General features: G+C 72.3%; 20 protein-coding genes. 5 read left to right on the top strand and 15 right to left on the bottom strand.

Features of this window, described 5'->3' with window-relative positions:
• Positions 1-17: 17 nt before the first annotated feature.
• Complete coding sequence (locus AB0J46_RS44935) at positions 18-926, top strand: cation transporter (protein WP_364341553.1); 909 nt, start codon at positions 18-20, stop codon at positions 924-926.
• Here AB0J46_RS44935 and AB0J46_RS44930 read toward each other — a convergent pair.
• The 11 genes from AB0J46_RS44930 to AB0J46_RS44880 form a co-directional block, all read right to left on the bottom strand.
• Complete coding sequence (locus tag AB0J46_RS44930) at positions 899-1,588, bottom strand: hypothetical protein (RefSeq protein WP_364341551.1); 690 nt, start codon at positions 1,586-1,588, stop codon at positions 899-901. The two genes, AB0J46_RS44935 and AB0J46_RS44930, sit on opposite strands and share 28 nt — an antisense overlap.
• Before the next feature lie 104 nt (positions 1,589-1,692).
• Positions 1,693-2,541, bottom strand: coding sequence for a hypothetical protein (locus tag AB0J46_RS44925; protein WP_364341549.1), 849 nt, complete (start codon positions 2,539-2,541; stop codon positions 1,693-1,695).
• Positions 2,538-3,377, bottom strand: a complete 840-nt coding sequence (locus tag AB0J46_RS44920) for an ATP-binding cassette domain-containing protein (protein WP_364341547.1) — start codon at positions 3,375-3,377, stop codon at positions 2,538-2,540. Before AB0J46_RS44920 ends, AB0J46_RS44925 begins: the two co-directional genes overlap by 4 nt.
• Positions 3,374-4,177 (bottom strand): zf-HC2 domain-containing protein, encoded by an 804-nt coding sequence (locus AB0J46_RS44915; RefSeq protein WP_364341545.1) that lies wholly within the window; start codon positions 4,175-4,177, stop codon positions 3,374-3,376. Before AB0J46_RS44915 ends, AB0J46_RS44920 begins: the two co-directional genes overlap by 4 nt.
• The gene (locus AB0J46_RS44910) at positions 4,174-4,701 is read right to left on the bottom strand and encodes an RNA polymerase sigma factor (protein WP_364341543.1); all 528 of its coding nucleotides are present in this window, start codon (positions 4,699-4,701) and stop codon (positions 4,174-4,176) included. Before AB0J46_RS44910 ends, AB0J46_RS44915 begins: the two co-directional genes overlap by 4 nt.
• Positions 4,702-4,833: 132 nt before the next feature.
• Positions 4,834-5,757 (bottom strand): ABC transporter ATP-binding protein, encoded by a 924-nt coding sequence (locus AB0J46_RS44905; RefSeq protein WP_364341541.1) that lies wholly within the window; start codon positions 5,755-5,757, stop codon positions 4,834-4,836.
• Positions 5,757-6,731 carry an ABC transporter ATP-binding protein gene (locus tag AB0J46_RS44900; RefSeq protein ID WP_364341539.1) on the bottom strand — a complete coding sequence of 325 codons (975 nt, stop codon included), beginning with the start codon at positions 6,729-6,731 and terminating at the stop codon, positions 5,757-5,759. Before AB0J46_RS44900 ends, AB0J46_RS44905 begins: the two co-directional genes overlap by 1 nt.
• Positions 6,728-7,693, bottom strand: a complete 966-nt coding sequence (locus AB0J46_RS44895; RefSeq protein ID WP_358005210.1) for an ABC transporter permease — start codon at positions 7,691-7,693, stop codon at positions 6,728-6,730. Before AB0J46_RS44895 ends, AB0J46_RS44900 begins: the two co-directional genes overlap by 4 nt.
• Entirely contained in the window at positions 7,690-8,607 is a 918-nt protein-coding gene (locus tag AB0J46_RS44890; protein WP_364341537.1) for an ABC transporter permease, read from the bottom strand. The genes AB0J46_RS44895 and AB0J46_RS44890 overlap by 4 nt, the downstream gene beginning before the upstream one ends.
• 34 nt (positions 8,608-8,641) lie before the next feature.
• Positions 8,642-10,282, bottom strand: coding sequence for an ABC transporter substrate-binding protein (locus tag AB0J46_RS44885; protein WP_364341535.1), 1,641 nt, complete (start codon positions 10,280-10,282; stop codon positions 8,642-8,644).
• A gap of 77 nt (positions 10,283-10,359) precedes the next feature.
• Entirely contained in the window at positions 10,360-12,873 is a 2,514-nt protein-coding gene (locus tag AB0J46_RS44880) for a collagenase (protein ID WP_364341533.1), read from the bottom strand.
• Positions 12,874-13,026: 153 nt separating this feature from the next.
• Between AB0J46_RS44880 and AB0J46_RS44875 the strand changes: the two genes are divergently transcribed.
• A complete protein-coding gene (locus AB0J46_RS44875) occupies positions 13,027-13,983 on the top strand; it encodes a LysR family transcriptional regulator (protein ID WP_364341531.1) in 957 nt (318 codons plus the stop codon).
• Positions 13,984-14,008: 25 nt separating this feature from the next.
• Here the strand turns inward: AB0J46_RS44875 and AB0J46_RS44870 are convergent, their stop codons facing one another.
• From AB0J46_RS44870 to AB0J46_RS44855, 4 genes are all read right to left on the bottom strand, one after another.
• Positions 14,009-16,000: an ABC transporter ATP-binding protein gene (locus AB0J46_RS44870; RefSeq protein ID WP_364341529.1), complete on the bottom strand. Its 1,992-nt coding sequence runs from the start codon at positions 15,998-16,000 to the stop codon at positions 14,009-14,011.
• Positions 16,001-16,012: 12 nt separating this feature from the next.
• On the bottom strand, positions 16,013-16,918 hold the full coding sequence (locus tag AB0J46_RS44865) for an ABC transporter permease (RefSeq protein ID WP_364341527.1): 906 nt from the start codon (positions 16,916-16,918) through the stop codon (positions 16,013-16,015).
• A complete protein-coding gene (locus AB0J46_RS44860; RefSeq protein ID WP_357983673.1) occupies positions 16,915-17,877 on the bottom strand; it encodes an ABC transporter permease in 963 nt (320 codons plus the stop codon). Before AB0J46_RS44860 ends, AB0J46_RS44865 begins: the two co-directional genes overlap by 4 nt.
• A 67-nt stretch (positions 17,878-17,944) precedes the next feature.
• Positions 17,945-19,756: a peptide ABC transporter substrate-binding protein gene (locus tag AB0J46_RS44855; protein WP_364341525.1), complete on the bottom strand. Its 1,812-nt coding sequence runs from the start codon at positions 19,754-19,756 to the stop codon at positions 17,945-17,947.
• A gap of 219 nt (positions 19,757-19,975) precedes the next feature.
• Between AB0J46_RS44855 and AB0J46_RS44850 the strand changes: the two genes are divergently transcribed.
• The 3 genes from AB0J46_RS44850 (at position 19,976) to AB0J46_RS44840 (ending at position 24,555) form a co-directional block, all read left to right on the top strand.
• Positions 19,976-21,124, top strand: coding sequence for an ROK family transcriptional regulator (locus AB0J46_RS44850; protein WP_364341523.1), 1,149 nt, complete (start codon positions 19,976-19,978; stop codon positions 21,122-21,124).
• Between the two features lie 17 nt (positions 21,125-21,141).
• A complete protein-coding gene (locus AB0J46_RS44845; RefSeq protein WP_364341521.1) occupies positions 21,142-22,608 on the top strand; it encodes a M81 family metallopeptidase in 1,467 nt (488 codons plus the stop codon).
• 135 nt (positions 22,609-22,743) lie between these two features.
• Complete coding sequence (locus AB0J46_RS44840; RefSeq protein ID WP_364341519.1) at positions 22,744-24,555, top strand: serine protease; 1,812 nt, start codon at positions 22,744-22,746, stop codon at positions 24,553-24,555.
• Positions 24,556-24,632: the final 77 nt, after the last annotated feature.

Below are 24,632 nucleotides of genomic sequence, written 5' to 3'. Positions count from 1 at the left end.
CGGGAGGTCGTGCCGGCATGAGCGCGCGGCCCAGCAGCCGGACCAGCGTGATCGTCACGATGGTGGTCGTGGGGGCGCAGGCCGTCGTCCTCGGGGTCCTGGCGGCGGTCACCGGCTCGGCCATCCTGTACGCCGAGGCCATGTTCAGCGTGGCCGACTTCGGGGTGGAGGTGTTCCTGCTCATCGGGCTGGCGCGGGTGGCGCGTCCGGCCGACGAGCGGCACCCGCTCGGCTACGGGCAGGAGATCTTCTTCTGGTCGCTGTTCGCCGCCGTGGGGCTGTTCGTGGGCGGGGGCGTCGCCTCGATCGTGGAGGGTCTGGGCGAGCCGTCGGCCTCGGGCGGTTCGTACGCGCTGGGCTACCTGGTGATCGTGCTGATCACGGTCAGCGACGGGTGGGCCCTGGTCGTCTCGGTACGGGCGCTCGGCGCGCGGGCCACGGTGACCGGCCGGTCGTTGTGGGCGGAGCTGCTGGCCGGCAGCGACCCGGCGGCCAAGACCGTGACCCTGGCCAACGCTGCGGCCGTGGTCAGCGGCCCGATCGCGGTGGCCGGCCTCGCGCTGCACCAGGCGACCGGGAACGAGGTCTTCGACTCGCTGGGCAGCGTGCTGATCGGGGTCCTGCTGGTCGCGGTCTCGGGCCTGCTGCTGCGGCTCAACCAGAACCTCATCGCCGCGCCCAGCGTGGACGCCGCCGACCTGGCCCGCATCCGCCGCGCGATCGTCGAGGTGCCGGACGTCACCGGGGTGCGCGGGGTGATCGCGGTGATCGTCGGGCCCCACCAGGTCATGGTGGCCGCCCGGGTGACCCTCGCCTCGGCCACCGACCTTCCCCGGGCCGAGCGGGCCATGGCCGCGGTCGAGGAACGGCTGCGGCGGCGTCCGGAGATCCGCGAGGTCTACGTCACGCCGGTCGCCCCCGAATGAGCCCGCACCCGATCGAGCCGCGGCGACGGCACACGAGGACGCGGGCCCGGGAGTGGTGACGGGACCGGTTGCGGGCGCGGGCCGTCCTGGAGCGGTGGCCGGGCAGGGTGGGGGCGCGGGTCCTGGAGGAGAGTTCTGATCTCCTGGCTGATCGTGTTCATGGCGGCGCTCAGGTCGTGCAGGAGCCGGTCGGCCGCGGCCGGGTCGGTGCGGTGGCCGGTGGCGGCGGCGTCGACCGTCCCGGCCAGGTCGCGCAGGGCCCGGCCGAGCCCTTCGCGCAGGTCGTGGTGGAGGCGGCGGCGTTCCTCCTCGCGGATGGCGAGCACGCGGTCCCGGGCCCGGCGCAGATCCGCGGTGACGGCCATGCTGTGGGCGGCGTCGGCGACGTACGGGGTGATCGCGGCGACCGTCCGCGGGTCGGCGGACGGGGTGATCAGCAGGCGGCCGACCGCCCGTCCGTGCCACACCAGCGGCACGTCGGAGGCCACCGGCCCGGGCTCGCCCGCCGCGATCCGGACGCCGGCCAGCTCCACGGCGACCCCGGCGGCCGGCAGCCCGTCCCGTACCAGCTCGACCACGGCGGCCAGCGCGGCCTGCGGCCCGGTGGAGGCGACGGCCCGCCGCAGCCGCCGGACCAGCAACGCCCCGGCCCACCCACGCACACCAGGCACCCGGACCAGCAACGCACGCACCCGGCCACGCACACCGGGCGCCCGCAAGAGCAGCGCACGCGCCCGGCCCCCCACACCGGGCGCACACCCGAGGATCACGGGAGTTGCCGGGTGGCGGCCACGGCCGCGATCGCGAGCAGGACGGCGCCGACGCCGAGCCAGAGGCCGCGCCGGGCGGAGTCACGGATCATCGCCAGCGCCCCGGCCCCCAGGCTCAGCGCCAGCAGGTAGAGGGCGTGCCAGTCGGGCGAGCCGGCCACGAACCCCACGGCCTCCAGGTACGGCGGCGGCCCCCACCGCGCGAACTCGACGTAGAAACCCAACATGGTCAGCGTCGAGTGCAGCGGCTCCACGACCCCGTTGACGGCGATCAGCGCCAGCATCACCAGGACGGACGCCCCCGGCCACGGCAGCCACCGGGCCACCGCGACCCCCAGCGTGCCGGCCCCGAGCACGCACAACGGCCCGGCCCCGATCTCGGACAGGCTCGGAAAGCGCTCCAGCTCGACGCCGGCGACCGCGTAGACCGTCGCCATGACGGCCTGCATCGCGCAGGCCAGCAGGAACGGCCCCAGCGCGGCCAGGCAGGAGGCCGCGGTGCGCAGGTCGCGCCCGGCGGGGGTCGCGGCCAGCAGCTCGTCGGTGCCCGCGCGTCTGGTCGCCGAGGCCGTGAGCACCGCGGCGAAGAACACCGGCACGCCCAGCGGGAGGACGAGGCCGCTGGTGAGCGCGCTGTAGGCGGGCCGGGGCGCCCATTCCGTGGCGGCCACGCCGATCAGGTGCAGGATCAGGCCGGTGATCGCGAGCGGGTGCAGCATCAGCCGCCGGGTCTCGGCCAGCGCGAGCGAGGGCAGCAGGTGCGCGGGCAGCAGGTGGGCGGGGCCCCTGCCGTTCTCCAGCTCGTCGGATCCGCCCGGCGCGACGGGGCTCACGTGGCGCGTCATGCCGTCGTCTCCGTGGTCGCGGCGGTGAGGAGCAGCAGGTAGCCGTCCTCCAGGGTGGGGTCGGCGGGGCGGGCGTCCCCGGGGGCGGGGCCGAGGCCGCGGTACAGGCCGTCGCCGGTCCGCCGCGAGCGGCCGGCCGCCTTCTCCGCCGACACCCAGACCTGCCCCTCGGCCAGCGCCCGGAGCTCGGCGGGGGTGCCGGTGAACGCGCACCGGCCGTCCTTGAGCACGACCACCCGGTCGCAGAGGGCGGCGACGTCGTCCGTCTGGTGGGTGGACAGCACGACCGCGCGGTCCTGGCCGAGCCGGGCGACCAGTTCGCCGAACAGCAGCCGCTGCTCCGGGTCGAGACCGGCGGCGGGCTCGTCCAGGAGGATCAGGTCGGGCTCGCCGAGCAGGGCCTGGGCGATGCCGAGGCGCCGCCGCATGCCGCCCGACAGCGTACGGACGCGCCTGCCGCTCACGGACGTGAGCCCGACCTCCTCGATCACCCGGCGCACCTCGTCGTGCCTGGACCGGCGGTGTGTCATCTCCTTCAGGACCGCCACGTAGTCGATGAACTCGAACGCGGTGAGTCCGCGCTGGAAGCCCAGCTCCTGCGGCAGGTAGCCGAGCCGCCGCCGGATCTCCAGCCGGCCCGCGCCCGGGTCGCGGCCGAGCAGCCGCAGCTCGCCCCCGTCCGGCGTGAGGACGGTCGCGAGGACCCGGACGAGGGTGCTCTTGCCCGCGCCGTTCGGGCCGAGCAGGCCGGTGACGCCCTTGCCCGCGCTGAGGGTGAGCCCGTCCAGGGCCCGGTGGCGGCCGTAGGTCTTCACCAGGCCGACTGCCTCGATCATGAGAACTCCCTGCGCCGGACGACGAGCAGCACGACGGACACCACGATGACGGCCAGGTAGCCGGCCTGCCCGGCGGCCCCGAACATGGCCAGGTCCGGCTCGCGCACGTTCGTGGCGACGACCGCGGCCACCCAGGGCACGGTCACCGCGACGGCGCAGCGGCGCGGGTCGTACCGGCTGGACAGCGCCAGGGTCAGCGAGGTCAGGGCGAGCGAGGGCAGCAGCCACGCGGCCGTCGCCCAGCCGCCGCCCGGCAGGGTCAGTCCGGCCGCCAGCGCCAGCGCCGACGACGTCGCCACCACGGCGGCGGCCCGCATCAGCATGAGCCGGAACGTCGAGTACGGCGCGGCCAGCCCGATCTCGTACGCCGGATCGCCGTCCCGCCCGAAGGCCACGGCGACCCCGGCCACCGGCACGACCGGCGCCAGCGTGAGGAACGTCAGCAGCCCCCACCGGGTCGTCTCCCCCGAGGCCAGCGCGGCGAAGAACAGCGCCACGGCGCTCGCGGCCAGCCACGGCAGCCGCAGCGAGGTCGTGGCGCCCAGCAGGCGGGCGGTGTGCTCGCGCACCCCGGCGGCCCGCAGCAGCCGTTCGACCGGGCGGGGGGCGGGCGCGTCCACGGCGTCGGCGATGTCGTCCCAGACCCGGTCCAGGCGGGCCCGCGGCACCCGCGCGGCCAGCAGGAGCCGGCACTGCTCGCAGGCCAGCAGGTGGGCCTCGACGGAGGCGGCGGGCGTCGCGGCCAGCTCGCCCGCCGCGTACGCCGCGGCCATGCCGTCGTCCATGTGCCAGGCGGTCACGCCAGTTCCTCCCTCAGCAGCGCGCGGGCGCGCATCATCCGGGTCTTGACCGTGCCGGCCGGGATGCCGAGCAGGCGTCCGGCCTCGCGGGTGGTCAGGCCGTCCAGCACGGTCGCCTGGACCACGGCGCGCAGCTCCGGGGAGAGCTGGTTGAGCGCCCGGCCGAGTTCGCCGTACTCGATGCCGAGCAGCACCTGCTCCTCGGCGGAGACCATGACCTGCTCGTGGGCGGGCAGCACCGCCGCGGGGCGGCGGCGCAGCTGGTCGAGCAGGCGGCGCACGCCGATCCCCCAGATCCAGGCCGCGACCTCGCCCCGCCCGTTCCATTTGCGCGCGGTACGCCAGACCGCGACGAAGGTGTCCTGGACCGCCTCGTCCACCACGGCCGGGTCGGCGCAGCGGCGGGTGAGCCGGAGGAGCAGCCAGGGCGCGTGCCGGGCATAGAGGACTTCCAGCGCACGCCGGTCGCCGTCGGCCACGGCCGCCAGCAGCCGGGCGTCCTGCCACGTCTCGTGCTCGCTCACGGGAGCCCGTTCATCGGTGTCATGCCTCTCTGTCGCGTCCCTCCGCTCCGGCGGTTCACGATGAGAGGAAAGTACTGGCGGCGACGACCGCTCTGGCCGCCGCCGCCTTTCGAGATCTCTTCGCGAGCCCGCTCACTCCTCCGGGAAGTGGCAGCTCACCTGCCGTCCCCTGACCGTCGTGAGCGCGGGCGGCTCGGTCCGGCACAACGGCTGCGCCTTCGGGCAGCGGGGATGGAAGGTGCAGCCGGGCGGCGGCGCGAGCGGGCTGGGCGGGTCGCCCTGCAGGACGATGCGCTCCCGCGTGGCCTCCACCTCCGGATCGGGCACCGGCACGGCCGACAGGAGCGTGCGCGTGTAGGGGTGGGCCGGATCGGAGTAGACGGTGTCCGACGAGCCGGTCTCCACGATCCGGCCCAGGTACATGACGGCGACCGTCTCGCACATGTGCCGCACCACCGACAGGTCGTGGGCGATGAACAGGTAGCCGAGCCCTAGGTCGGCCCGCAGGTCGGCGAGCAGGTTGACGATCTGGGCCTGGATGGACACGTCCAGCGCCGAGACCGGCTCGTCGCAGACCACCAGCCGGGGCCTGGAGGCGAGCGCGCGGGCGATGCCGATCCGCTGCGCCTGTCCGCCGGAGAACTCGTGGGGGTAGCGGTCGGCGTGCTCGGCGTCCAGGCCGACGAGCCGGAGCAGCTCGACGACGCCGTCCCGGTCGACCGTCCGGCGCGGCCCGGCGACGATCTGCCGGACGGTGTGGCGCGGGTTGAGCGACGCGTACGGGTCCTGGAAGATCATCTGGAGCCGGCCGCGCATCGGCAGCAGGGCCCGGGGGCCCAGATGGGTGATGTCGTGGCCGTCGAAGGTGACGGTCCCGCCGGTGGGCTCCAGCAGCCGCACGATCATGCGCCCGGTGGTGGACTTGCCGCAGCCCGACTCCCCGACCAGGCCGAGCGCCTGGCCTTCCGGCACGTCGAAGCTCACGCCGTCCACCGCCCGGACCCGTTGCCCGCGGCGTCCGGAGAAGGTCATCCGCAGGTCGCGCACGGAGAGCATCAGTGGTCGGCTCCTTCCAGGTGGCACGCGACCCGGTGGGGGTCGCCGGTGAGCGGCGGGCGCGTGGTCGCGCAGACGTCCAGGGCGGCCGGGCAGCGCGGGTGGAACCGGCAGCCCGGCGGCGGCGCGAGCAGTGAGGGCGGCGCCCCCGCGATCGCCCGTAGCCGCGCCCGGCCGGGGGCCGCCGCCGCGCCGGTCAGCGCGTCCGGCGGCGGCGCGCCCGGCACCGAGTCCAGCAGGGCCCGCGTGTACGGGTGCAGCGGCCGTTTGAAGATCTCCCTGGCGGGGGCGTGCTCCACGGTCCGGCCGCCGTACATGACCAGGACGTCGTCGGCCATGCGCGCCACCACGCCCAGGTCGTGGGTGATCAGGACGACCGCGAGCCCCCGCTCCCGCTGGATGCGCGCGATCAGGTCGAGGATCTGCGCCTGGACGGTCACGTCGAGCGCCGTCGTCGGCTCGTCGGCGATCAGCACGCCCGGCTCGCAGGCCAGCGCCATCGCGATCATCGCCCGCTGCCGCATGCCGCCCGAGAAGCGGTGCGGATGCTCCCCGGCGCGCCGCCGCGGCTCCGGGATGCCCACCTCGGCCAGCATCTCGACCGCCCGCTCGCGGGCCGCCCGCCGGCCGGCCCGGCGGTGCAGCCGGTACGCCTCGGCGATCTGCTCCCCCACGGTGAAGAAGGGATGCAGCGACGACAGCGGATCCTGGAAGATCATCGACACCGCGCTGCCGCGCAGCCGGCGCAGCCGTTCGGCCGGGGCCCCGACGAGCTCCTCCCCGTCGAGCTCGATCGACCCGGCCACGGTCGCCCGGCGGTGCAGCCCCAGCAGCGACAGCGCGGTCACGGACTTGCCGGACCCGGACTCGCCGACGACGCCCAGGGTCCGCCCCCGCTCGACGCCGAACGACACGCCGTCCACGATCCGGACGTCGCCGAAGCTCACCGACAGGTCGCGCACGGAAAGGATCACGAGTACCTCACCCTGGGGTCGATGACCGCGTAGACCAGGTCCACCAGCAGGTTGGCCAGCACGATGAAGAAGGCCGCGAGCAGCGTCGTGCCGAGGATCACGGGCTGGTCGGACTTGACGATGCCGTCGTAGGCGAGCCGGCCGACGCCGGGCAGGCCGTACACGGTCTCGGTGATCATCGCGCCGGCCAGCAGGCCGCCCAGGTCCATGCCGAAGACGGTGACGACCGGGGTCATGGCCGCGCGCATGCCGTGCTTGGCGACGACCGTCCGCTCGTGCAGGCCCTTGGCGCGGGCCGTCCTGATGTATGGCTCGGCCATCGTCTCGATCATCTGCGCCCGGGTGAGCCGGGCGTACATGGCGGCGTAGAGCGCGGCCAGCGTGACCCAGGGCAGGATCAGGTTGCCGGCCCAGGCGGCGGGGTCGTCGGTGAGCGGCACGTACGCGGGGTACGGCAGCAGCCCGGTCACCCGGACCACCAGCAGGAGCAGCACCATCGCCACGAAGTAGACCGGCAGGGACGCGCTGGTCAGCGTGGCGATCATCAGCGTCCGGTCCAGGGCGCTCCCCCGGCGCAGCGCCGACACCACCCCGACCGTGACGCCCACGGCCAGCCACAGCAGGGCCGCGCCGACCGCCAGGGACGCGCTGGCGCCGAGCCGGTCGATCAGCAGGTCCCAGACCGGCAGCGCGTTCTGGTAGGAGAAGCCGAGGCAGGGCACGTGGCAGCCGGGGCGCCCGGCGACGATGCCCGCGACGTAGCCGCCGAACTGCTCCCACAGCGGCCGGTCCAGCCCCATCTGCGCGCGCACCTCGGCGACCCGCTCGGGCGTGCAGGTCTTGCCGCACGCCTGGACCGCCGGGTCGGACGGCAGCACGTAGAAGATCACGAAGGTCACCGCGCAGATCACCAGCAGCACGCCGGCGACCGCGAGGGCGCGTCTGGCCAGGTACGACGTCATTGAGCCGCCCCCTTGGGGTCGATGGCGTCGCGCAGGGCGTCACCGAGGAGGGTGAAGGCGAGCACGGTCAGGAACAGGCAGGTGCCGGGGACGAGCAGGTACATCGGGTCGACCTCGTACCAGAGCATCGCCTCCTGGATCATCTGCCCCCACGACGCGGTCGGCGGGCGCACCCCGACGCCGAGGAACGACAGCGCCGCCTCGGTGCCGATGTTGGCGGGCACCGCGAGCGTCGCGTACACGAGGATCGGCGCGGTGATGTTGGGCATGATCTCGCGGAAGACGATGACGCCGTTCAGCGCGCCGCCGACCCGGGCGGCGTCCACGTACTCGCGGTGCTTGACGGAGATCGCCTGCCCCCGGACGATCCGCCCGATGTACGGCCAGCCGAACCCGCCCATCACACACACCAGCAGGACCATCCGGTCGCCGTCCGGCATGACCGAGATGAGGGCGATCATGAAGATCAGGCTCGGGAATGACATGAGCAGGTCCATGGTCCGGCTGATCACCGCGTCCGCCCAGCCGCCGAGGTAGCCGGCCAGCAGCCCGAGCACGGTGCCGAGCAGCACCGACACCAGCGTGGCCAGGGTGGAGACCATCAGCGAGACGCGGGCGCCGTGGACGACGCGGCTGAACACGTCGCGGCCGTTGACGGGCTCGACGCCGAGCCAGTGCTCGCCGCTGACGCCGCCCAGCGCCCCCTTGGGCACGCCCGCCAGCTCCTGGTCGATCGCGGAGGGGTCGAAGGCGTCCGGCGGCCAGCCGTTCAGCCTGGTGAGCAGCGGCGCGGCGAGCGCGACCAGCACCAGGACCGTCACCACGACCAGCGCGAACCGGGCGGCGGCGCCGCCCAGCAGGCGCTTCCTGACCAGCCGGGCGGGCGGGCTCGCCGTGACGACCGTCGCCGTCATGTCCGGCTCCGCCGGTATCCGGGGTAGCCGTTCCTCACTTCTGCCTCACCCCCAGGACGGCGAAGTCCAGCTGCCCGGACCAGACGGGATGGCCCACCGCGCCGGAGACGTCCTTGCCGACCAGGATCGGCTTGCGGTCCCACGCGTACGGCACCGCCGGCGAGGACTGCATGACCTGCCGGTCGAGGTCGACCCAGGCGGCTTCGGCGGCCTTCGGATCGCTCATGGCCTGGATCTCGTCGATGCGCTTCTGGACCGCCTCGTCGCGGAACTGCCAGACGTTGCCGGAGTTGCCCTTCTCGACGATCGTGCGCCCGTCGAACAGCAGCGGCAGGAACGTCGCCCCGGACGGGTAGTCGGGGCACCAGCCGTAGGTGAACAGGTCGGGCGTCTTGGCGGTGTCGCCGACGGTGTCGTAGTAGACCGAGGGATCGACGGGCGTGAGCACGACCTCGACGCCCACCCGCTTCAGCGACGCCTGCACGGCCTCGCCGAGCGCCTTGTCACCGGTCGAGATCGTCATCCGCACGTTCAGCGCCTTGCCGCCCAGCAGGGCCTTGGCCTTCTCGACGTCCCCCGTCGGCGGGAGGTGGAACACGTCCTGCGGCGTGCCGCCCGACAGGGCCGGCGGCAGGTAGGAGGTGGCGATCGAGGTCATGGCCGGGCCGCCGGCGGCGGTCTGGAGCGCCTGCTTGTCCAGGGCGAAGTGCACCGCCTGCCGGGCCTTCACGTCGTCGAAGGGCGGCTTGGAGGTGTTGAAGCCGATCATGTCGGTGCATCCCGACATGGCGTTGACCAGCCGGGACTTCACGTCCGGCCGGGGCAGGATCTTGGCCAGGCTGGCGGCGCTGACGTCGGTGTAGGCGATCGAGGTGGCGTCCTCGCCCCTGCTCTCGATGAGCCGGTCGTCGATCACGCCCTGCCGCAGTCCTTGCTTGACCACGATGCGGTCGGGCGCGGCCTTGCGCACCGGGTCGGTGGCCGCCGACCAGTGCGGGTTGCGCACCAGGACCATCTCCTTGCCCCGGTCGTAGCGCTCGATCTTGTACGGCCCGGAGGAGAAGGGCCGGTTGTCGTACTGCGCGCCGGTCTCCTTCGCGGCCGGCACCGGCGCGAACGTCGGCAGCGTCACCGTGGAGGAGAACTCGGCCACCGGCCGCTTGAGGCGGAAGACGATGGTCCGGTCGTCCGGGGTCTCGATCGAGTCCAGGTGCTTGCCCTTCAGCGGGCCCTTGTAGCCGTCGGCGCCGGCCAGGTAGAGCTGGGCGTAGTTGGGGCCGCCGGGCAGCTCGGGGGCGAAGGAACGCTCCACGTTGTACTTGATGTCCTTCGCGGTGACGGGGGTGCCGTCCTCGTACTTGACGCCGTCCTTGAGGGTGAAGGTCCACACCTTGCCGCCCTCGGAGGCGGTGCCCAGGTCGGTGGCCAGATCCGGGACGATCTCGTGGCTGCCCGCCTTGAAGGTGGTGAGGGTGCGGTAGAGCAGCCGGATGCCGAAGTCCATCTGGGGCATCGTCCAGTTGCGGGCCGGGTCCAGGTGGGAGAAGTCCTGGTTGGACAGGATCGTCAGGGTCCCGCCCCCGGCCGTCGTCGCCGGGGTGACGGCCTTGCCGCCGCCGCCGCAGGCCGCCACGCCGAGCAGGAGCCCCGCGGTCAGCACGTTACGGAGAGTCACGGATCACTCCAGTGAGGTGAGAGGGCCCGGGCCGGGACCGGCGGGAGAGGGTTCGCCGGCCCCGGCGCCCGGGCGGTCTAGTACTCGGTCTTGACGCTCGCGCCCGAGAAGGTCTGCGCGGCGTGGAGGCTGATGTAGTTGTAACCGGCGGGCGGGTTGTTGATCACCAGGGTCTCGGCGTTGCCCGACGCGGTGGAGCGCTGGGTGTAGGCCGAGGTGGTGGCCCAGGTGGCGGCGTTGTAGTAGAGGTCGGCGTTCCCGGTGCCGCCGGAGGCGGTGATGGTCAGCCTGGCCGTGCCCGCGGGCAGGTAGATGTAGAGGTAGGCGTAGTTGCCCTGGGTGGCCGACAGGTTGCTGCGCTTGCAGTTCCTGTCGAGCGTGCGGGTGTCGGAGGCGGTGCACTCCGGCGTCGAGCCGCCGCCGGTCGACACCGTGACCTGCTTCGACGTCGTCGCGGCGGCGCCGCCGTTGTCGGTGACGGTCAGCGTGACGGTGTACGTGCCCTGCGCCGCGTAGGCGTGCGACGGGTTGGCCGCGGTGGAGGTGGCGCCGTCGCCGAAGTCCCAGCGGCGGGCGGCGATGGTGCCGTCGGAGTCGGTGGAGGTGTCGGTGAAGGCGGCCGTCAGCCCGCTGGCCGTGGAGGTGAAGTTCGCGGTGGGCGCCTGGTTGCCGGTGCCGCCCCCGGAGCACGCCCCGGCCGCGCAGGCGGCGAGCCAGGTGTTCCAGTCGGAGTCGTAGCGGCTGCCGATCGTGCTGGTGAGGAACGATCTGGCGGTGCTCCACGCGCCGGTCCGGTACGAGCCGAGCAGCGTCGCGATGTCGGCCGGGTGCTTGTCGAACATGTAGCGGACGGCCAGGTAGCCCCACCGGTAGATGCGGGTGGTGTCATGGTCGTAGGTGGTGTTCCACAGCGTGCTCAGCGCGTACGTGCGCTTGCCCGCCTCGGTGATCGCCGCGTCGTAGACGACCTTGCGGTAGGAGTAGGAGACGTACTCGGCGAAGCCCTCGATCCACCAGATGGTCGGCGTGCTCACCCCGGCATTGAAGTCGCCGTACATGTCGAACCGGCCGTCGAGGTAGTGGGTGTACTCGTGGTTGAGGTTCCAGATCTGGAAGTCGGGGCGCAGCCACTCGGCCTCGTAGGCGATGAACCTGGGCTGGTTGCCCGCGGCGGCCGGGTCGCCCTCCAGGTACATGCCGCCGTTGTTGGTGTCGATGCCGAACATCGCGCCGGCGTAGGTCTGGTAGTCGGTGCTGGAGTCGAAGACCACCACTTCCAGCGTGGTGTTGTTGTCGCTGGCGACCGGGCCGTTGTCCTTGACCAGGTTGTGGAAGAAGGCGTCCTGGTTGGCCAGGCTGGCGCAGGTGGCGGCGAGCTGGCTGGAGGTGACCTCCTGGGCCCGGATCCTGATGCTGGCGCTGCAGGTGTGGGTGATCGGCAGCACGGCGGCCGTCAGGCGGTTCGCCAGGTCGCAGGTGCCGTAGTAGGAGCAGTTGGCCTTGTCGTAGGAGTCGGTCATCTCGGCCACGCCCACCCACAGCGGCGCGGTGGCGCCGGTCATGGCGCTGCGGCCGAGCAGGTTCTTGGCCAGCGGCCGGACGACGGCCTGCAGCGTCGTGTGCTGCAGGAAGCGGCCCAGCTCGCGCCCGGCGTTGGAGGCGAGGTAGGCGCGGTCGGTGCCGAGCAGGTTCAGGTGGTTGGTGGCGAAGGAGTTCAGCGAGTCCAGGACGCTGCGGTCGGCCTGCACGGCGGTGACGAACGCGGGCACCTGGTGGCCGCGGAACAGCACGGTGTAGACGTTGTTGACCGCGTTGAGCATCCACCACGACGCGTCGTAGGAGCTGTTGTAGCCGTCGAGCAGGCGCTTGACCACGTACAGGTAGCGGTCGTTCTGCTCGGCGCTGTCGATGAGGGTGACGGCCTCGGCCAGCACCTCGCCGTTGGCGTCGCTGACGGTCGAGGACCGGGAGCTGCCGAAGAAGGCGTCCAGCCCGGACCGGATCGCGGTGGTGAGTGCCTGGCCGTACGAGCCGACGTCGCCGGAGTTGTACCAGTGGACGTAGTAGCCGGCCCGCAGGTAGAGGACGAGCTGGGCGGTGCCGGTGGTGTTGTCGCCCGGGTAGTTCGCCGAGTTGTCGCGCAGGGCGTAGGCGACGGTCGTCATCTGCGCCTCGCGGAAGGCGTTGTAGGCGTCCGTGCCGGTCAGGTTGAACAGGGTGTTGACGCAGTCGGTGGCGCTGGCCTTGATCTGCTGGACCAGGGCGCTGCCGGTGCGGCTGGTGAAGTCGGAGACGTTGCAGGCGGCGGCCGCGGCGACGCTCTTGCGCGCCGACGGTCTGGCGTGCTCCGGCCGGGTGGCGGGTTCGTCGTAGTCGCGGCGGAGGGCGTCCTTGGCCGCGGGCTGGGGCGCCCGGTCACGGGTGTCGAGCCGGGACTTGGCGACGTGCGGGGCGTCGTCGGCCGGGACCGCGAGGCGGGCGGCCGGGGGCGGTTCGGCCGCCGCGCTCGCCGGTGTCGCGGCGAACGGTGGGAGTAGGGCTAATGCGGCCAGGGGGACGATCATCCGCCAGCCGTGCAGGACCTTGCGCACAAGAACCTCCGGGGGGTATCCGCATGGATGCGAGGTCGGGTACGAGTGTGCGGTCCGTCCGGAGGGCGTGGTCATACGACGCCGCATAAGTGTTGCCTATGGGCGTTCTCAATACGTCGCCAAGAGCCATCACATGTCACATAATCCTGAGCTATGGACCTGGATCTCCGGCATCTCCGAATGGTCTGTACGATCGCCGAGGCCGGCAGCGTGACCAAGGCGGCCGCACGCCTCGGGCTGTCCCAACCGGCGATCACCACCCAGCTCCGCAGGATCGAGGAGATGGTGGGCGGTGAGCTGTTCACCCGCAGCCGGAACGGCGTCGAACCCACCCAGCTCGGACGTCAGGTCATCGCCCGCGCCCGGATCGTCCTGTCGGAGATCGACTCGCTCTTCGGCGACCTGCACGACGCGAACCCGGCCGTCACCGGGCTGCGGCTCGGGTGCAGCCACCTGGCGTGCGTGGCCAGCGTGGTGGACCGGGTCGGCGAGGCGTTACCCGGCCGGTCGATCTCCCTGCGCATCGAGCCGTCCAGCGTGCAGCTCGCCGACGCGCTCACCCACGGCCAGCTCGACGCCGCGCTCATGGGCATGATCGAGGGGTTCGACGTGCCCCTCACGCCGCCGGTCGTCACCCGCACGCTGGTGCCCAGGTATCCCATCTTCGTGGCCATGGCCGCCGGGCACCCGCTGGCCGAGCAGCCCGAGGTGCGCCTGTCCGACCTCAGGAACGAGCGCTGGATCAGCCCGCCCGGCGCCGACGACGGCTCGCTCGCCGCCCTGCGCGCCTCCTGCCGGGCCGCCGGCTTCGAGCCGGACGTGCGCTACGACGCCCCCAGCGGCGCCGGCCGCCCGCTGGTCGCCGCCGGGCTGGGCGTGCGCCTGGTGGACCCGACCTGGCCGGTGCCGGAGGGCACCGCCGTACGGCCGCTGGCAGGCGAGCCGCAGGTCGGGCACCTGGTCATGGCCTGGCGCAGGGACCTGATCGGCGCGGACGCGGCGGCGGCCATCTACCGCGGGCTCGCCGCCGCCTTCGAGGACCACATCGACGACAACCCCCTCTTCCGCCGGTGGTGGGACGAGCACCCGGGCGCCCATCCCCTCCGCTGACGGCCGCGACCGGCGCGCGTGGGCCTCACTCCGCCGTGCGCAGCGGGAAGTGGCAGGCCACCTGGTGCTCGCCACCCGCCAGCGGCGGCTCGGTCTCGCAGATCTCCTGGGCGAGCGGGCAGCGCGTCCTGAACCGGCAGCCCGAGGGCGGGTTCTGCGCGCTGGGCAGCTCGCCCTTGATGGCGACGCTGGTGCGCGGCGCCACGCCCGGCTCGGCCGAGGGCACGGCCTCGATCAGCGCCTGCGTGTACGGGTGCCGGGCCTTCCTGACGACGTCGCGGGCCGGCCCGACCTCGACGAGCTTGCCCAGGTACATGACGCCGATCCGGTCCGACATGTAGTCCACGACGGACAGGTCGTGGCTGATGAACACGTACGACAGGCCCAGCTCGCGCTGCAGGTCGCGCATGAGGTTGAGCACCTGGGCCTGGATGGAGACGTCGAGCGCGCTCACCGGCTCGTCGCACACGATCAGCCGCGGCTCCAGGGCCAGCGACCTGGCCAGCCCGATGCGCTGGAGCTGACCGCCGGAGAACTCGTGCGGGTAGCGGTCGAGCACCCGTCGCGGCAGGCCCACCTGGTCCAGCAGGGTGCCGATGCGGGAGCGGCGGCCGGCCCGGTCGCCGGCCTGCTGGATCTCCAGGGGCTCGGCCAGGATGGAGTCGATGCGCATGCGCGGGTTCATCGCCGCGTAGCTGTCCTGGAACATGAGCTGGACCCGCCGGTGCATGGCGCGGCGGGCGCGCCGGTCGAGCGTGGCGATGTCGGCGCCGTCCACCACGATCTGGCCGGAGGTGGGCTCCTCCAGGCCGACGATCAGCCGGCCCACGGTCGACTTGCCGCAGCCCGACTCGCCCACGAGCCCGAACGTCTCGCCGGGGCGCACGTCGAAGCCGACCCCCGCGACGGCGCTGACCTGCGGCGCCTTGCGGCCCAGGGACCCCGTGCCGTCGTAGTTCTTGACCAGGTCGCGGACGGACAGGATCGGCGCGGTCCCGGCCTGCGGCCCGGCCCGGTCGGGCCGCGGCCCGGCGGCCTCGGCGCGCGCCCGCGGCTGGAGCACCGGGTGCAGGCAGGCGTGCTGGTGCTCGCCGCCGGACAGGGTCACGTCGGTGGTGCGGCACTCCTCGGTCACGAAGCGGCAGCGGGGGGCGAACCGGCAGCCGGTCATCGGCCGGGACAGGTCCGGCGGCAGGCCGGGGATGCTGTAGAGCGCGCCGTCGTCGTGCTCGGCCGCGCCGGGCAGCGACTCCATGAGGGCCTCGGTGTAGCGGTGGCGCGGCTGCCGGAACAGCTCGGCGGTGGTCGCGGCCTCCACCACGCGGCCGGCGTACATGACGGCGACCCGGTCGGCGCGGCTGGCGATCACGCCCAGGTCGTGGGTGACCAGGATGACCGCCATCTGGAACTCCTCGCGCAGGTCGTCGATGAGTTCCAGGATCTGGCGCTGGGTGGTGACGTCGAGGGCGGTGGTCGGCTCGTCGGCGATGAGCAGCCGGGGCGAGCAGACCAGGGCCATGGCGATGACCACGCGCTGGCGCATGCCGCCGGAGAGCTGGTGGGGGTAGGCGTCGGCGATCTTGTCGGGACGCGGCATGCCGACCCGGCGCAGGATCTCCACGGCCCGCTCGCGCGCCTCGGCCTTGCCGACGCCCTGGTGGACCCGGAGCGGCTCGGCGACCTGGGCGCCGATGCGCATGGTGGGGTTGAGCGAGGTGAGCGGGTCCTGGAACACCATGCCCATCTCGACGCCGCGGATCCTGCGCATCTCGGCGGGCGGCAGGGACAGCAGGTCGCGGCCCTCGAACAGGATCTCGCCGCCGACGACGCGGCCGCCGGACGGCAGCAGGCCCATGATCGACAGGGCGGTCATGGTCTTGCCGCTGCCCGACTCGCCGACGATGCCGAGCGTCTCGCCCTGCCGCACCTCCAGGTTGACGTGGTCGAGGGCGTGCACGACGCCCTGACGCAGCGGGATGTCGGTGCTGACGTCGCGCAGGCGCAGCAAAGGGCTCATGTTCCGTTCCTCCTAGCGCCGCCGGAGGCGGACCTCGAAGACGTCCCTCAGCCCGTCGCCGATGAAGTTGAAGGCGAGGACGATGAGGATGATGGCGATCCCGGGCGGGTACAGCAGCCACCAGTAGCCGCTGTAGGTGTTGGCGAGGCCGTCGGAGAGCATCCCGCCCCAGTTCGCCGCGGGTGGCGGCACGCCGAGGCCGAGGAAGGACAGGTAGGCGACGTACAGGATGGCGTCGGCGACCTGGAAGGTGGCGTTGACGATCACGGTGCCGATGGCGTTGGGGATGATGTGCCGCCGTACGGCCCGGCCGCCGGTGCCGCCCATCGACCGCATGGCCTGGACGTACTCGCGCGAGCGCAGGGTCAGCGCCTCGCCGCGGACCAGCCGGGCCGGGCCCAGCCAGGCGAAGGCGCCGATGATGAGGATGAGCATCGGCACGGTCGGCGTGACGATGGTCGCCATCAGCATGAACAGGAACAGCGAGGGGATCGACATCATCGCGTCGACCACCCGCATCATGGCCGCGTCCACCCAGCCGCTGGTGAAGCCGGCGATGGCGCCCCAGATCGTGCCCACGACCGTGGCCAGCACGCCGGCGGCCAGCCCGACGACGATGGACGTCTGCCCGCCGAGCAGCAGGCGGCCGAGCTGGTCGTAGCCGACGCCGTCGGTGCCCAGCGGGTGGCCCGGGGTGCCGGGGGCCAGGTAGACCGAGGCGAGGTCGGTGTGCACCTGGTCGGTCCGGTAGAACAGCGGGCCGAGGAAGCACAGGCCGGCCAGCACGATGAAGATGATCAGGCCCAGCAGGGCGAGGCGGTTCTCGGCGAAGACGGTCAGCGCCTGACGCCACTGGCCGCGTACGGGCGCCTCTTCGGCGGGGACCGGCGTGCCGGTCGCCTCGGCGGGCGCGGTCATGAGCGGGCCGCCGTCCTGAGCCGGACGCGCGGATCGACGGCGGCGTACAGCAGGTCGGCGAGCAGGGCGCCGAGCACGGTCGCGATCGCGATGATCAGCGTGACGCCGAACAGGATCGGGAAGTCCCGCTTCAGCGCCGCCTGCCAGAACAGCTGGCCCATGCCGGGGTAGTTGAACAGGGCCTCGACGACCAGGGCGCCGCTGAACAGCGCGGGCAGGTACATCCCGAGCAGGGTGATGACCGGGAACAGGCCGTTGCGCAGCGTGTGCCGGGCGACGACGCGCGCCTCCGACAGGCCCTTGCTGCGGGCGGTGCGCACGTAGTTCTCGTTGAGGTTGTCGACCATCGAGGAGCGCACGTACCGCGAGTAGACGGCGACGGTCACGATGGCGAGCGTGACGGTGGGCAGGACGAGCCCGGCCGGGTCGGCCAGCACCTCACCGAGGGTGAACCCCTGCGAGGCCTCCGGCGGCAGGATCGGCCAGACCTGCGAGAAGAGAATGATCATCATGAGACCCATGAAGAAGATCGGCGTGGCGTAGGCCAGCAGCGACAGGGTGGTGATCGTGTAGTCGGGCCACCGGTTGCGCCGCATCGCCTGGACGACGCCGAGCGGGATGGCGACGACGACGGCCAGCATCGTCGAGAACAACGACAACACCATGGTCTTGGGCAGCCGCTGGCCGATGGCCTCGGCCACCGACTGGTTGAGCTGGAAGGAGTAGCCGAGGTCGCCGCGCAGGAGGCGGCCGATGAACATGACGTACTGCTGGATCCAGGGCCGGTCGTAGCCCATTTCGTGGTCGAACGCCGCCAGCTGGGCCAGCGTCGCGTCCTTGCCCAGGGTGGCCCGCGCCGCGCCGCCCGGCAGGAGATGCAGGATGACGAACGTGATCATCGTGACCAGCACGACGATGATCAGGGCCTGGCCCAAGCGGGTGATCAGATACCGGGCCACGCGGGGCCCCTCCTTGTTCCAGGGACCCCGGCGACCCCCGCACGGGCCGCCGGAGTCGGGGACGGTCTCAGCTCTTCCAGGACCAGTCCTGGAAGAACATGTTGTTCATCGGGTCCTGCGTGACGCCCTGGAGCCCGGCGCGGTACGCCGAGATCTGGTAGACGGGGTTCGGCATCCACAACACCGGCAGGTCCTGGGCCAGCCGGTCGTTGTACGCCTTCAGCGTCGCCTCGTCGTCGGCGAACTGGGTGGCCTCGATGAGCTTGTCGGCCTCGGGGTCGCTGTAGCTGCCCAGGTTGACCGGGGCGTCGGTGGCGAACAGCCGCTCGCCGCTGGGGAAGGCCGGGTAGTACCAGCTGCCCTGCGAGCCGAAGAACGACATGTCCCACGAGCAGTTGGAGTCCGAGGACTTGCACGCCGGGGTGACCGCGACCGAGTCCGGCACTTCCTTGATGGTGAGCTGGATGCCCAGCTTGGACATCTGCGACTTGATCTCGGCGAACATCTTGGTCGTCGCGGCGAAGCCGGTCTGGCTGGTGACGGTGAAGGCCAGCTTCGCGCCGGACTTGACGCCCTCGCCGCACTGGTCCGCGCCGGAGCCTGGCTTCTGGCAGGTCGTCTGGCCGTCGGGGGTCACCTGCCAGCCGTGGCTCTCCAGGAGCTGCTTGGCCTTGGCCGGGTCGAAGGGGTAGGCGCAGCCTTCACTGGAGCCGTTCGTGCCGGGCTTGGCCGGGACGGGCCCACAGGTCGGGGCCGCCATGCCGGACCAGATGGCCTTGCTGATGGTCGGCTGGTCGATGAGCGACTGCAGGGCCTGGCGCAGGTAGAGCTGCTTGAACAGGGGGCCCGAGTCGGGGTTGTTGAAGTTGAGCTGGAGGTAGGTGATGGACCAGCCGTACCAGGGGGCGATCTGGTAGCCCTTCGACTCCAGGTACTTCTGCTGCGACAGGTTGGCCGGCGGCACGTAGCCGTAGTCGATCTGGCCGGCGCGCAGCACGTTGAACTCGGCGTCGTCGCTGGTGAAGGGGCGCAGCGTGACCGACTTGAGCTTCGGCTTGTCGCTGCCGGAGTAGTTCGCGCGGGCGGTGAGGACGACCTCGCCGTTCGGCACGTACTTCTCCAGCTTCCACGGGCCGCTGTTGACCTGCCACAGCTCGTTGGTCGCGTACGTCTTGGGGTCCTTCGACGCGGCGGTGAGGAAGTCGAAGACCTTCTTGGCGCCCTCGGGGGTGGTGTCGAGGTCGCTCACCTTGCCGGTGGCCGAGTCCTTGTCCCAGACGTGCTGGGGCAGCGGCACGATGCGGTTGAGCTGGTTGCCGACGAACCACCCGGTGTTGTACGTCTTCGTGGTCGTCAGGGAGAAGGTCTTGTCGTCCTTCACCTTGAACTCGGCGATGTTGTCCGGGAAGCCGCCCTCCCGGTAGGACGCCCACTTGTCCTTGTTCGCGGTGACGAGATTCCACCAGAACTGGATGTCACGGGTGGTGACGGGCTTGCCGTCGGACCACGTGTTGTCCTTCAGCGTGATCGTCAGCGTCTTGCCGCCGTCGCTCACCTCGGGCGGTTCGGCCATCGAGCGCCCGGGGTCGATGTTGTACTTCGCCGAGCCGTCCAGCAGGTACTCGTACAGGTGACGGTACTGGGCGGAGCCGAAGATGACGTTCTCGCCCTGGGTGAAGCCGGGTGCCGAGATCGGCAGGATCCAGTTCGGGGTCCTGAGGGCGACGGTCACGCCGTCCTTGCTCTGGCCCCCGCTCTGGGCGCCCTTCTGCGCGCCGCCGGCGGACCCGCTGCACGCGGTCAGCGCCAGCCCGAGGGCCAGCACGCCCGCCAGGGCGCCGGTGCCGCGGAGCCCGCGCCGGTGGAATCTGCTCCCCATGGGATCTCCTCGGTTGACGTCGCACGGCGCCCTGCGCTTACCGGGGGCCTGGTGCGTTCGATGCGGAGAATGTATAGATGGTCCCGCATGAAGTCAACGGAACTAATTCGCTTTGTTCGCTGACTTCTTTCGGTTTAGAGTCGAAGTCGCCGGTGCCTCATGATGGGGCTCTGTTGCGACGACGGGCCTGCCGGGGAACCGGCCTGAAAGAGGAGCGGCATGCCGGAGCCATCGAGTCCCGCCAACCTGCGTGAGCAGGCGCTCAGCCTCTTGGCCAGCGGTGCGGCGACGTCGCGCGCCGATCTGGTGGAGACTCTCCAGGTGGCTCCGTCCACGGTCTCCAGCGTGGTCCGGCGGCTGCTGGAGGAGGGCGCCATCCTGGAGGAGGGCGTCGGCCGCTCCACCGGCGGGCGGCGGCCGCGGATCCTGCGGCTGCGCGACGTCCCGGGCGCCTTCGCGGTGTCCGAGCTGGGCGCCCAGCACGCGCGCGTGGGGCTGTGCGCGCCCGACGGCCGGCTGCTGGCCGTACGGGAGATCGCCACCGACATAGCGGACGGGCCCGGCCAGGTCTTCGACGCCATCTGGCGGGCGTACGAGCAGCTCAGCACGGCCAAGGCCCCCGGCCAGGCGCTGCTCGGCATCGGCGTCGCGCTGCCCGGCCCGGTCGAGCACCCGCACGGCCGGCTGATCGGCCCGGCCCGGATGCCCGGCTGGAGCGGCTTCGACGCCCAGACCCACCTGAGGGAGCGCTTCGGCGTGCCCGCGGTCGTCGACAACGACGCCAAGGCCGCCGCCATCGGCGAGTACGTCAGCCGGGGCCGCGACCCCGGCGACATGATCTACGTCAAGGCCGGCACCGGCATCGGCGGCTGCCTGGTCAGCGGCGGCCAGATCTACCGCGGCGGCCGCGGCCTCAGCGGCGACGTCACCCACGTGCGGGTGGCCGACAGCGGCGAGCGCGAGTGCTCCTGCGGCAGCCGCGGCTGCCTGGAGACGGTGGCCAGCGGCGCGGCCCTGGTCCGCCAGCTCAAGGACCGCGGCCTGCGGGTCAGCACGCCGCGCGACGTCGTCGCCGCCACCGTCGACGCCGAGCCGTCCGTCGTGACCCTGGTCCGCCACGCCGGCGAGCTGCTCGGGGTCGCCCTGTCCGGCCTGGTCAACTTCCTCAACCCCGACGCCGTCGTCATCGGCGGCGCGCTGTCCAGCCTCGACGTCTACGTGGCCGCCGCCCGGAGCATGCTCTACAAGCGCTGCCTGCCGTCCATGACCCAGTCACTGTCCATCGAGGCCAGCGCCGCCGGCCCGGACGCCGCCCTGATCGGCCTCGGGCACCTCGTGCGCGCCTCGGCCGACGTCCGTCCCTCCTAGGCAAGGAGTCCCCGCCCGTGTCCCGTCCCCTCCGCGTCGCCGTCGGCGGCGTGCACATCGAGTCCAGCACCTTCTCCCCGCACCTGAGCACCGCCGCCGACTTCGAGGTCACCCGCGGTGACGCCCTGCTGGCGCGGTACGGCTGGCTCGCCGAGCCGTGGGCGGCCGACGTCGAGTGGATCCCGCTCGTGCACGCCCGCGCCCTGCCCGGCGGGGCCGTGGCCAGGGAGACCTACGACGCCTGGGCGGCCGAGATCGCCGCCGGGCTGGCCTCCGCCGGCCCGGTGGACGGCGTCCTGCTCGACATCCACGGCGCGATGAGCGTGGTCGGGCTGGAGGACGCCGAGGGCGACCTGGTCACGGTGGTCCGCTCGGTGACCGGCGGTCAGCCGTTCGTCTCGGCGGCCATGGACCTGCACGGCAACGTCTCCCACCGGTTCTTCGCCGGCTGCGACCTGCTCACCTGCTACCGCACCGCCCCGCACGTCGACGTCTGGGAGACCCGCGAGCGCGCCGCGCGCAACCTGGTGGCGGCCCTGCGCCGCGGGCAGCGTCCGCACAAGGCCCTGGTGCACGTGCCGATCCTGCTGCCCGGCGAGATGACCAGCACGCGCGTCGAGCCGGCCAAGGGCCTCTACGCCCGCGTCCCCGAGATCGAGGCCAGGGACGGCGTCATCGACGCGGCCATCTGGATCGGCTTCGCCTGGGCCGACGAGCCCCGCTGCCGCGGCGCGGTGGTCGCCACCGGCACCGACCCCGCCGCCACCGCCGCGGCCGCCCGCGAGCTGGGCGAGCAGTTCTGGGCGGCGCGCGACGCCTTCACCTTCGTCGCGCCCACCGGTTCCATGGACGAATGCCTCGACCAGGCGCTGACCGCGGTCAAGGACCCGGCCCGGCGCCCGTTCTTCATCAGCGACTCGGGCGACAACCCCGGCGCGGGCGGCGCCGACGACGTCACCTTCGCCCTCGAACGCATGCTGGCCCGTCCCGAGATCGCCGGCGGCTCGGTCCGCGCGGTGTACGCCTCGCTGGTCGATCCCGAGGCCGTGGCCCAGGTCGCCGGCCTCACGCCGGGCTCGCCGGTCAGTCTGCGAGTGGGCGGCCGGATCGACGCCCGCGAGCCGGGGCCGCTGCCGATCGAGGGCGTGCTGGAGGCGGTCGCCGACGACCCCGACGGCGGGTTGTGCGTCAGCGTGCGGGTGGGCGGTCTGAGCGTGTTCGTCACCTCCCGGCGCATGCAGTACCGCGAGCTGGCCTCCTACGCCCGGCTGGGCGTCCAGGTGGACGACGTCGACCTGGTGACGGTCAAGATCGGCTATCTGGAGCCCGAGTTGTTCGACGCGGCCGGCGACTGGCTGCTCGCGCTCACGCCGGGCGGGGTCGACCAGGACCTGCAGCGCCTGCCGTACGAGCGCCTGGCCCGCCCGGTCTTCCCCCTCGACCGCGACTTCGACGCCGACCTCACCGTGATCACCGGCGCATAGACGCCCTGACGCGCCGGCCCCCTCCGGCACCGGACCCGGCAGGGCTTGGAGGGGGCTCCCAGTCGGCTCCAAGCCAGGAACAAGAGGGCTAACTCATCATTTCCGCCTGTGAGCGGATATTTCAGGAACAGGCTGATGAGGGTCGCCGCGGGTGCGGCGGTCGTCGCGGCGGTCATGCTGCCCGCGCTGCCGGCGGCCGCCGACGGCACCCCCGACGAGCGGCCCGACATCCCGGTCGGCACCTGGCTGGCGGCGCGTACGCAGCCCGCGGTGCAGCTGACCAGCTTCACCTACACGGCGACGGTGTCCGTCCCGTCCAACACGATCAACGAGGCGGCCTACAACCAGATCGTCCAGGAGGCCGTCGCCGCCGTCCAGTCCGGCAAGATCTCCTCGGACGAGCGCAGCATCGGCAAGTGGGTCTTCCAGCAGATCGCCGCCAACGTGGACACCTACGTGTCCTCGACCACGCCGATGCGTACGGTCGAGGCCGAGGTCGGCGGCATGTGCACCGGCTGGTGGGTCACCCCCGACGGCTACATGGTCACCGGCGCGCACTGCGTCCAGGTCGGCGAGACCGAGCTCAGCCAGCTCTTCGCCCAACAGGCGCTGGCCAAGTTCAACAAGCAGGACGCCAAGGAGATCATCAGCGGCCTGGGCGACCTCAAGAACGACGAGGAGATCCTCAAGCTCGCCCAGCAGATCTACGTCACCTTCAACTCGACCCACATGCAGCTCAGCAACCTCAAGCAGAGCCTGTCGGTCATGCAGAGCCTGCCCGGCGGCGGCGTGGACAAGACGGCCAAGGCGGTCCCGGCCGAGCTGGTGTCGGTGGGCGAGAGCTACCCGGGCAAGGACTTCGCGCTGCTCAAGGTGAACGGCCAGCAGAACCTGCCGACCGTGCCGCTCGGCGACGACGCCGACGTGCGCACCGGTGACACGCTCTACATCTCCGGCTTCCCCGGCCTGGTCACCAACACGCCGTTCTTCAGCCTGGAGTCGAAGCTGGAGCCGGCCCTGACCGAGGGCCCGTACAACGCCAAGCGCACCACGCAGACCGGCGTGCCGTACATCCAGACGCAGGCGCCGTCCTACCACGGCAACTCCGGCGGGCCGGTCTTCAGCAAGGACGGCAAGGTCGTCGGCATGCTGATCGCGGGCACGGTGAGCGAGGGCGGCGAGGCGTCGGAGAGCGAGAGCTTCGTCCTGCCGGTCGGCATCATCAAGGAGAAGCTCGGCGAGAAGAACGTCAAGCCCGCCCAGGCCGTCACGACGACCCGGTACAACGAGGCGCTCAACGACTTCTTCCGGCACTACTACTCCGACGCGCTGCCGAAGTTCCGCGAGGTCCAGGCGCTGTTCCCGAACCACCCGTACGTGGCCAAGTACATCAGCGACTCCCAGCAGGCGATCTCCGCGGGCAAGGACGAGACGCCCAAGCCGATCCTCATGTGGGTGCTGATCGCCGGCGGTGTGCTGCTGCTCCTGGTGCTCGCCGCGGTCGTGGTCAAGGTCCTGCGCGGACGCCGGCGGCCCCAGCCGGCCATCGTCTCGCCCCAGCCCGGGTACGGCGCGGTGCCGCCGCCCCCGTGGCAGCAGCTGCCCGCGGCCCAGGCCCAGCTCTCGCCGCCGGTGCAGCCGATGCACCAGGCCCAGAGCCCGTACGGCCACGGCGGCGACGGCTACGGCCCCGGCGGGTACGGCGCGAACGGCCACGCCGCGAGCCCGTACGGCTCGGCCCCGGACGCCCACTTCCACCAGCCCCCTCACCAGCAGCCCTCCTACGAACAGCCCTCCTACGAACAGCCCGGCGGCGACCAGACCAGGTCCGTGCGCTACGGCCAGTTCAGCCCGCCCGCGGACCCCAGGTCCGGGCAGGTCGCGGACCTGGAACGGCAGATCGCCGACCTCCAGCGCCGGCTCGGCGACCAGCCCCCGAACGCCTGACGGGCCCGCGTGAGCCGAGTCCCGCCAGACACGTCAGGATGCGTGGCCCCGGAACCCCATGACGGGTTCCGGGGCCA

This window comes from Nonomuraea sp. NPDC049758 (assembly GCF_040674635.1).
In the GTDB taxonomy this organism is placed as follows: domain Bacteria; phylum Actinomycetota; class Actinomycetes; order Streptosporangiales; family Streptosporangiaceae; genus Nonomuraea.
Note: the sequence above shows the minus strand (reverse complement) of the source record. Positions and strands in the feature narration are given on the sequence as shown.

Coding starts and splice junctions, on each gene's coding strand:
- AB0J46_RS44935 (WP_364341553.1), top strand. CDS start 18: ATGAGCGCGCGGCCCAGCAGCCGGACCAGCGTGATCGTCACGATGGTG.
- AB0J46_RS44855 (WP_364341525.1), bottom strand. CDS start 19,756: ATGGGGAGCAGATTCCACCGGCGCGGGCTCCGCGGCACCGGCGCCCTG.
- AB0J46_RS44875 (WP_364341531.1), top strand. CDS start 13,027: ATGGACCTGGATCTCCGGCATCTCCGAATGGTCTGTACGATCGCCGAG.
- AB0J46_RS44840 (WP_364341519.1), top strand. CDS start 22,744: ATGAGGGTCGCCGCGGGTGCGGCGGTCGTCGCGGCGGTCATGCTGCCC.
- AB0J46_RS44895 (WP_358005210.1), bottom strand. CDS start 7,693: ATGACGTCGTACCTGGCCAGACGCGCCCTCGCGGTCGCCGGCGTGCTG.
- AB0J46_RS44905 (WP_364341541.1), bottom strand. CDS start 5,757: ATGCTCTCCGTGCGCGACCTGCGGATGACCTTCTCCGGACGCCGCGGG.
- AB0J46_RS44925 (WP_364341549.1), bottom strand. CDS start 2,541: ATGACGCGCCACGTGAGCCCCGTCGCGCCGGGCGGATCCGACGAGCTG.
- AB0J46_RS44870 (WP_364341529.1), bottom strand. CDS start 16,000: ATGAGCCCTTTGCTGCGCCTGCGCGACGTCAGCACCGACATCCCGCTG.
- AB0J46_RS44890 (WP_364341537.1), bottom strand. CDS start 8,607: ATGACGGCGACGGTCGTCACGGCGAGCCCGCCCGCCCGGCTGGTCAGG.
- AB0J46_RS44850 (WP_364341523.1), top strand. CDS start 19,976: ATGCCGGAGCCATCGAGTCCCGCCAACCTGCGTGAGCAGGCGCTCAGC.
- AB0J46_RS44865 (WP_364341527.1), bottom strand. CDS start 16,918: ATGACCGCGCCCGCCGAGGCGACCGGCACGCCGGTCCCCGCCGAAGAG.
- AB0J46_RS44920 (WP_364341547.1), bottom strand. CDS start 3,377: ATGATCGAGGCAGTCGGCCTGGTGAAGACCTACGGCCGCCACCGGGCC.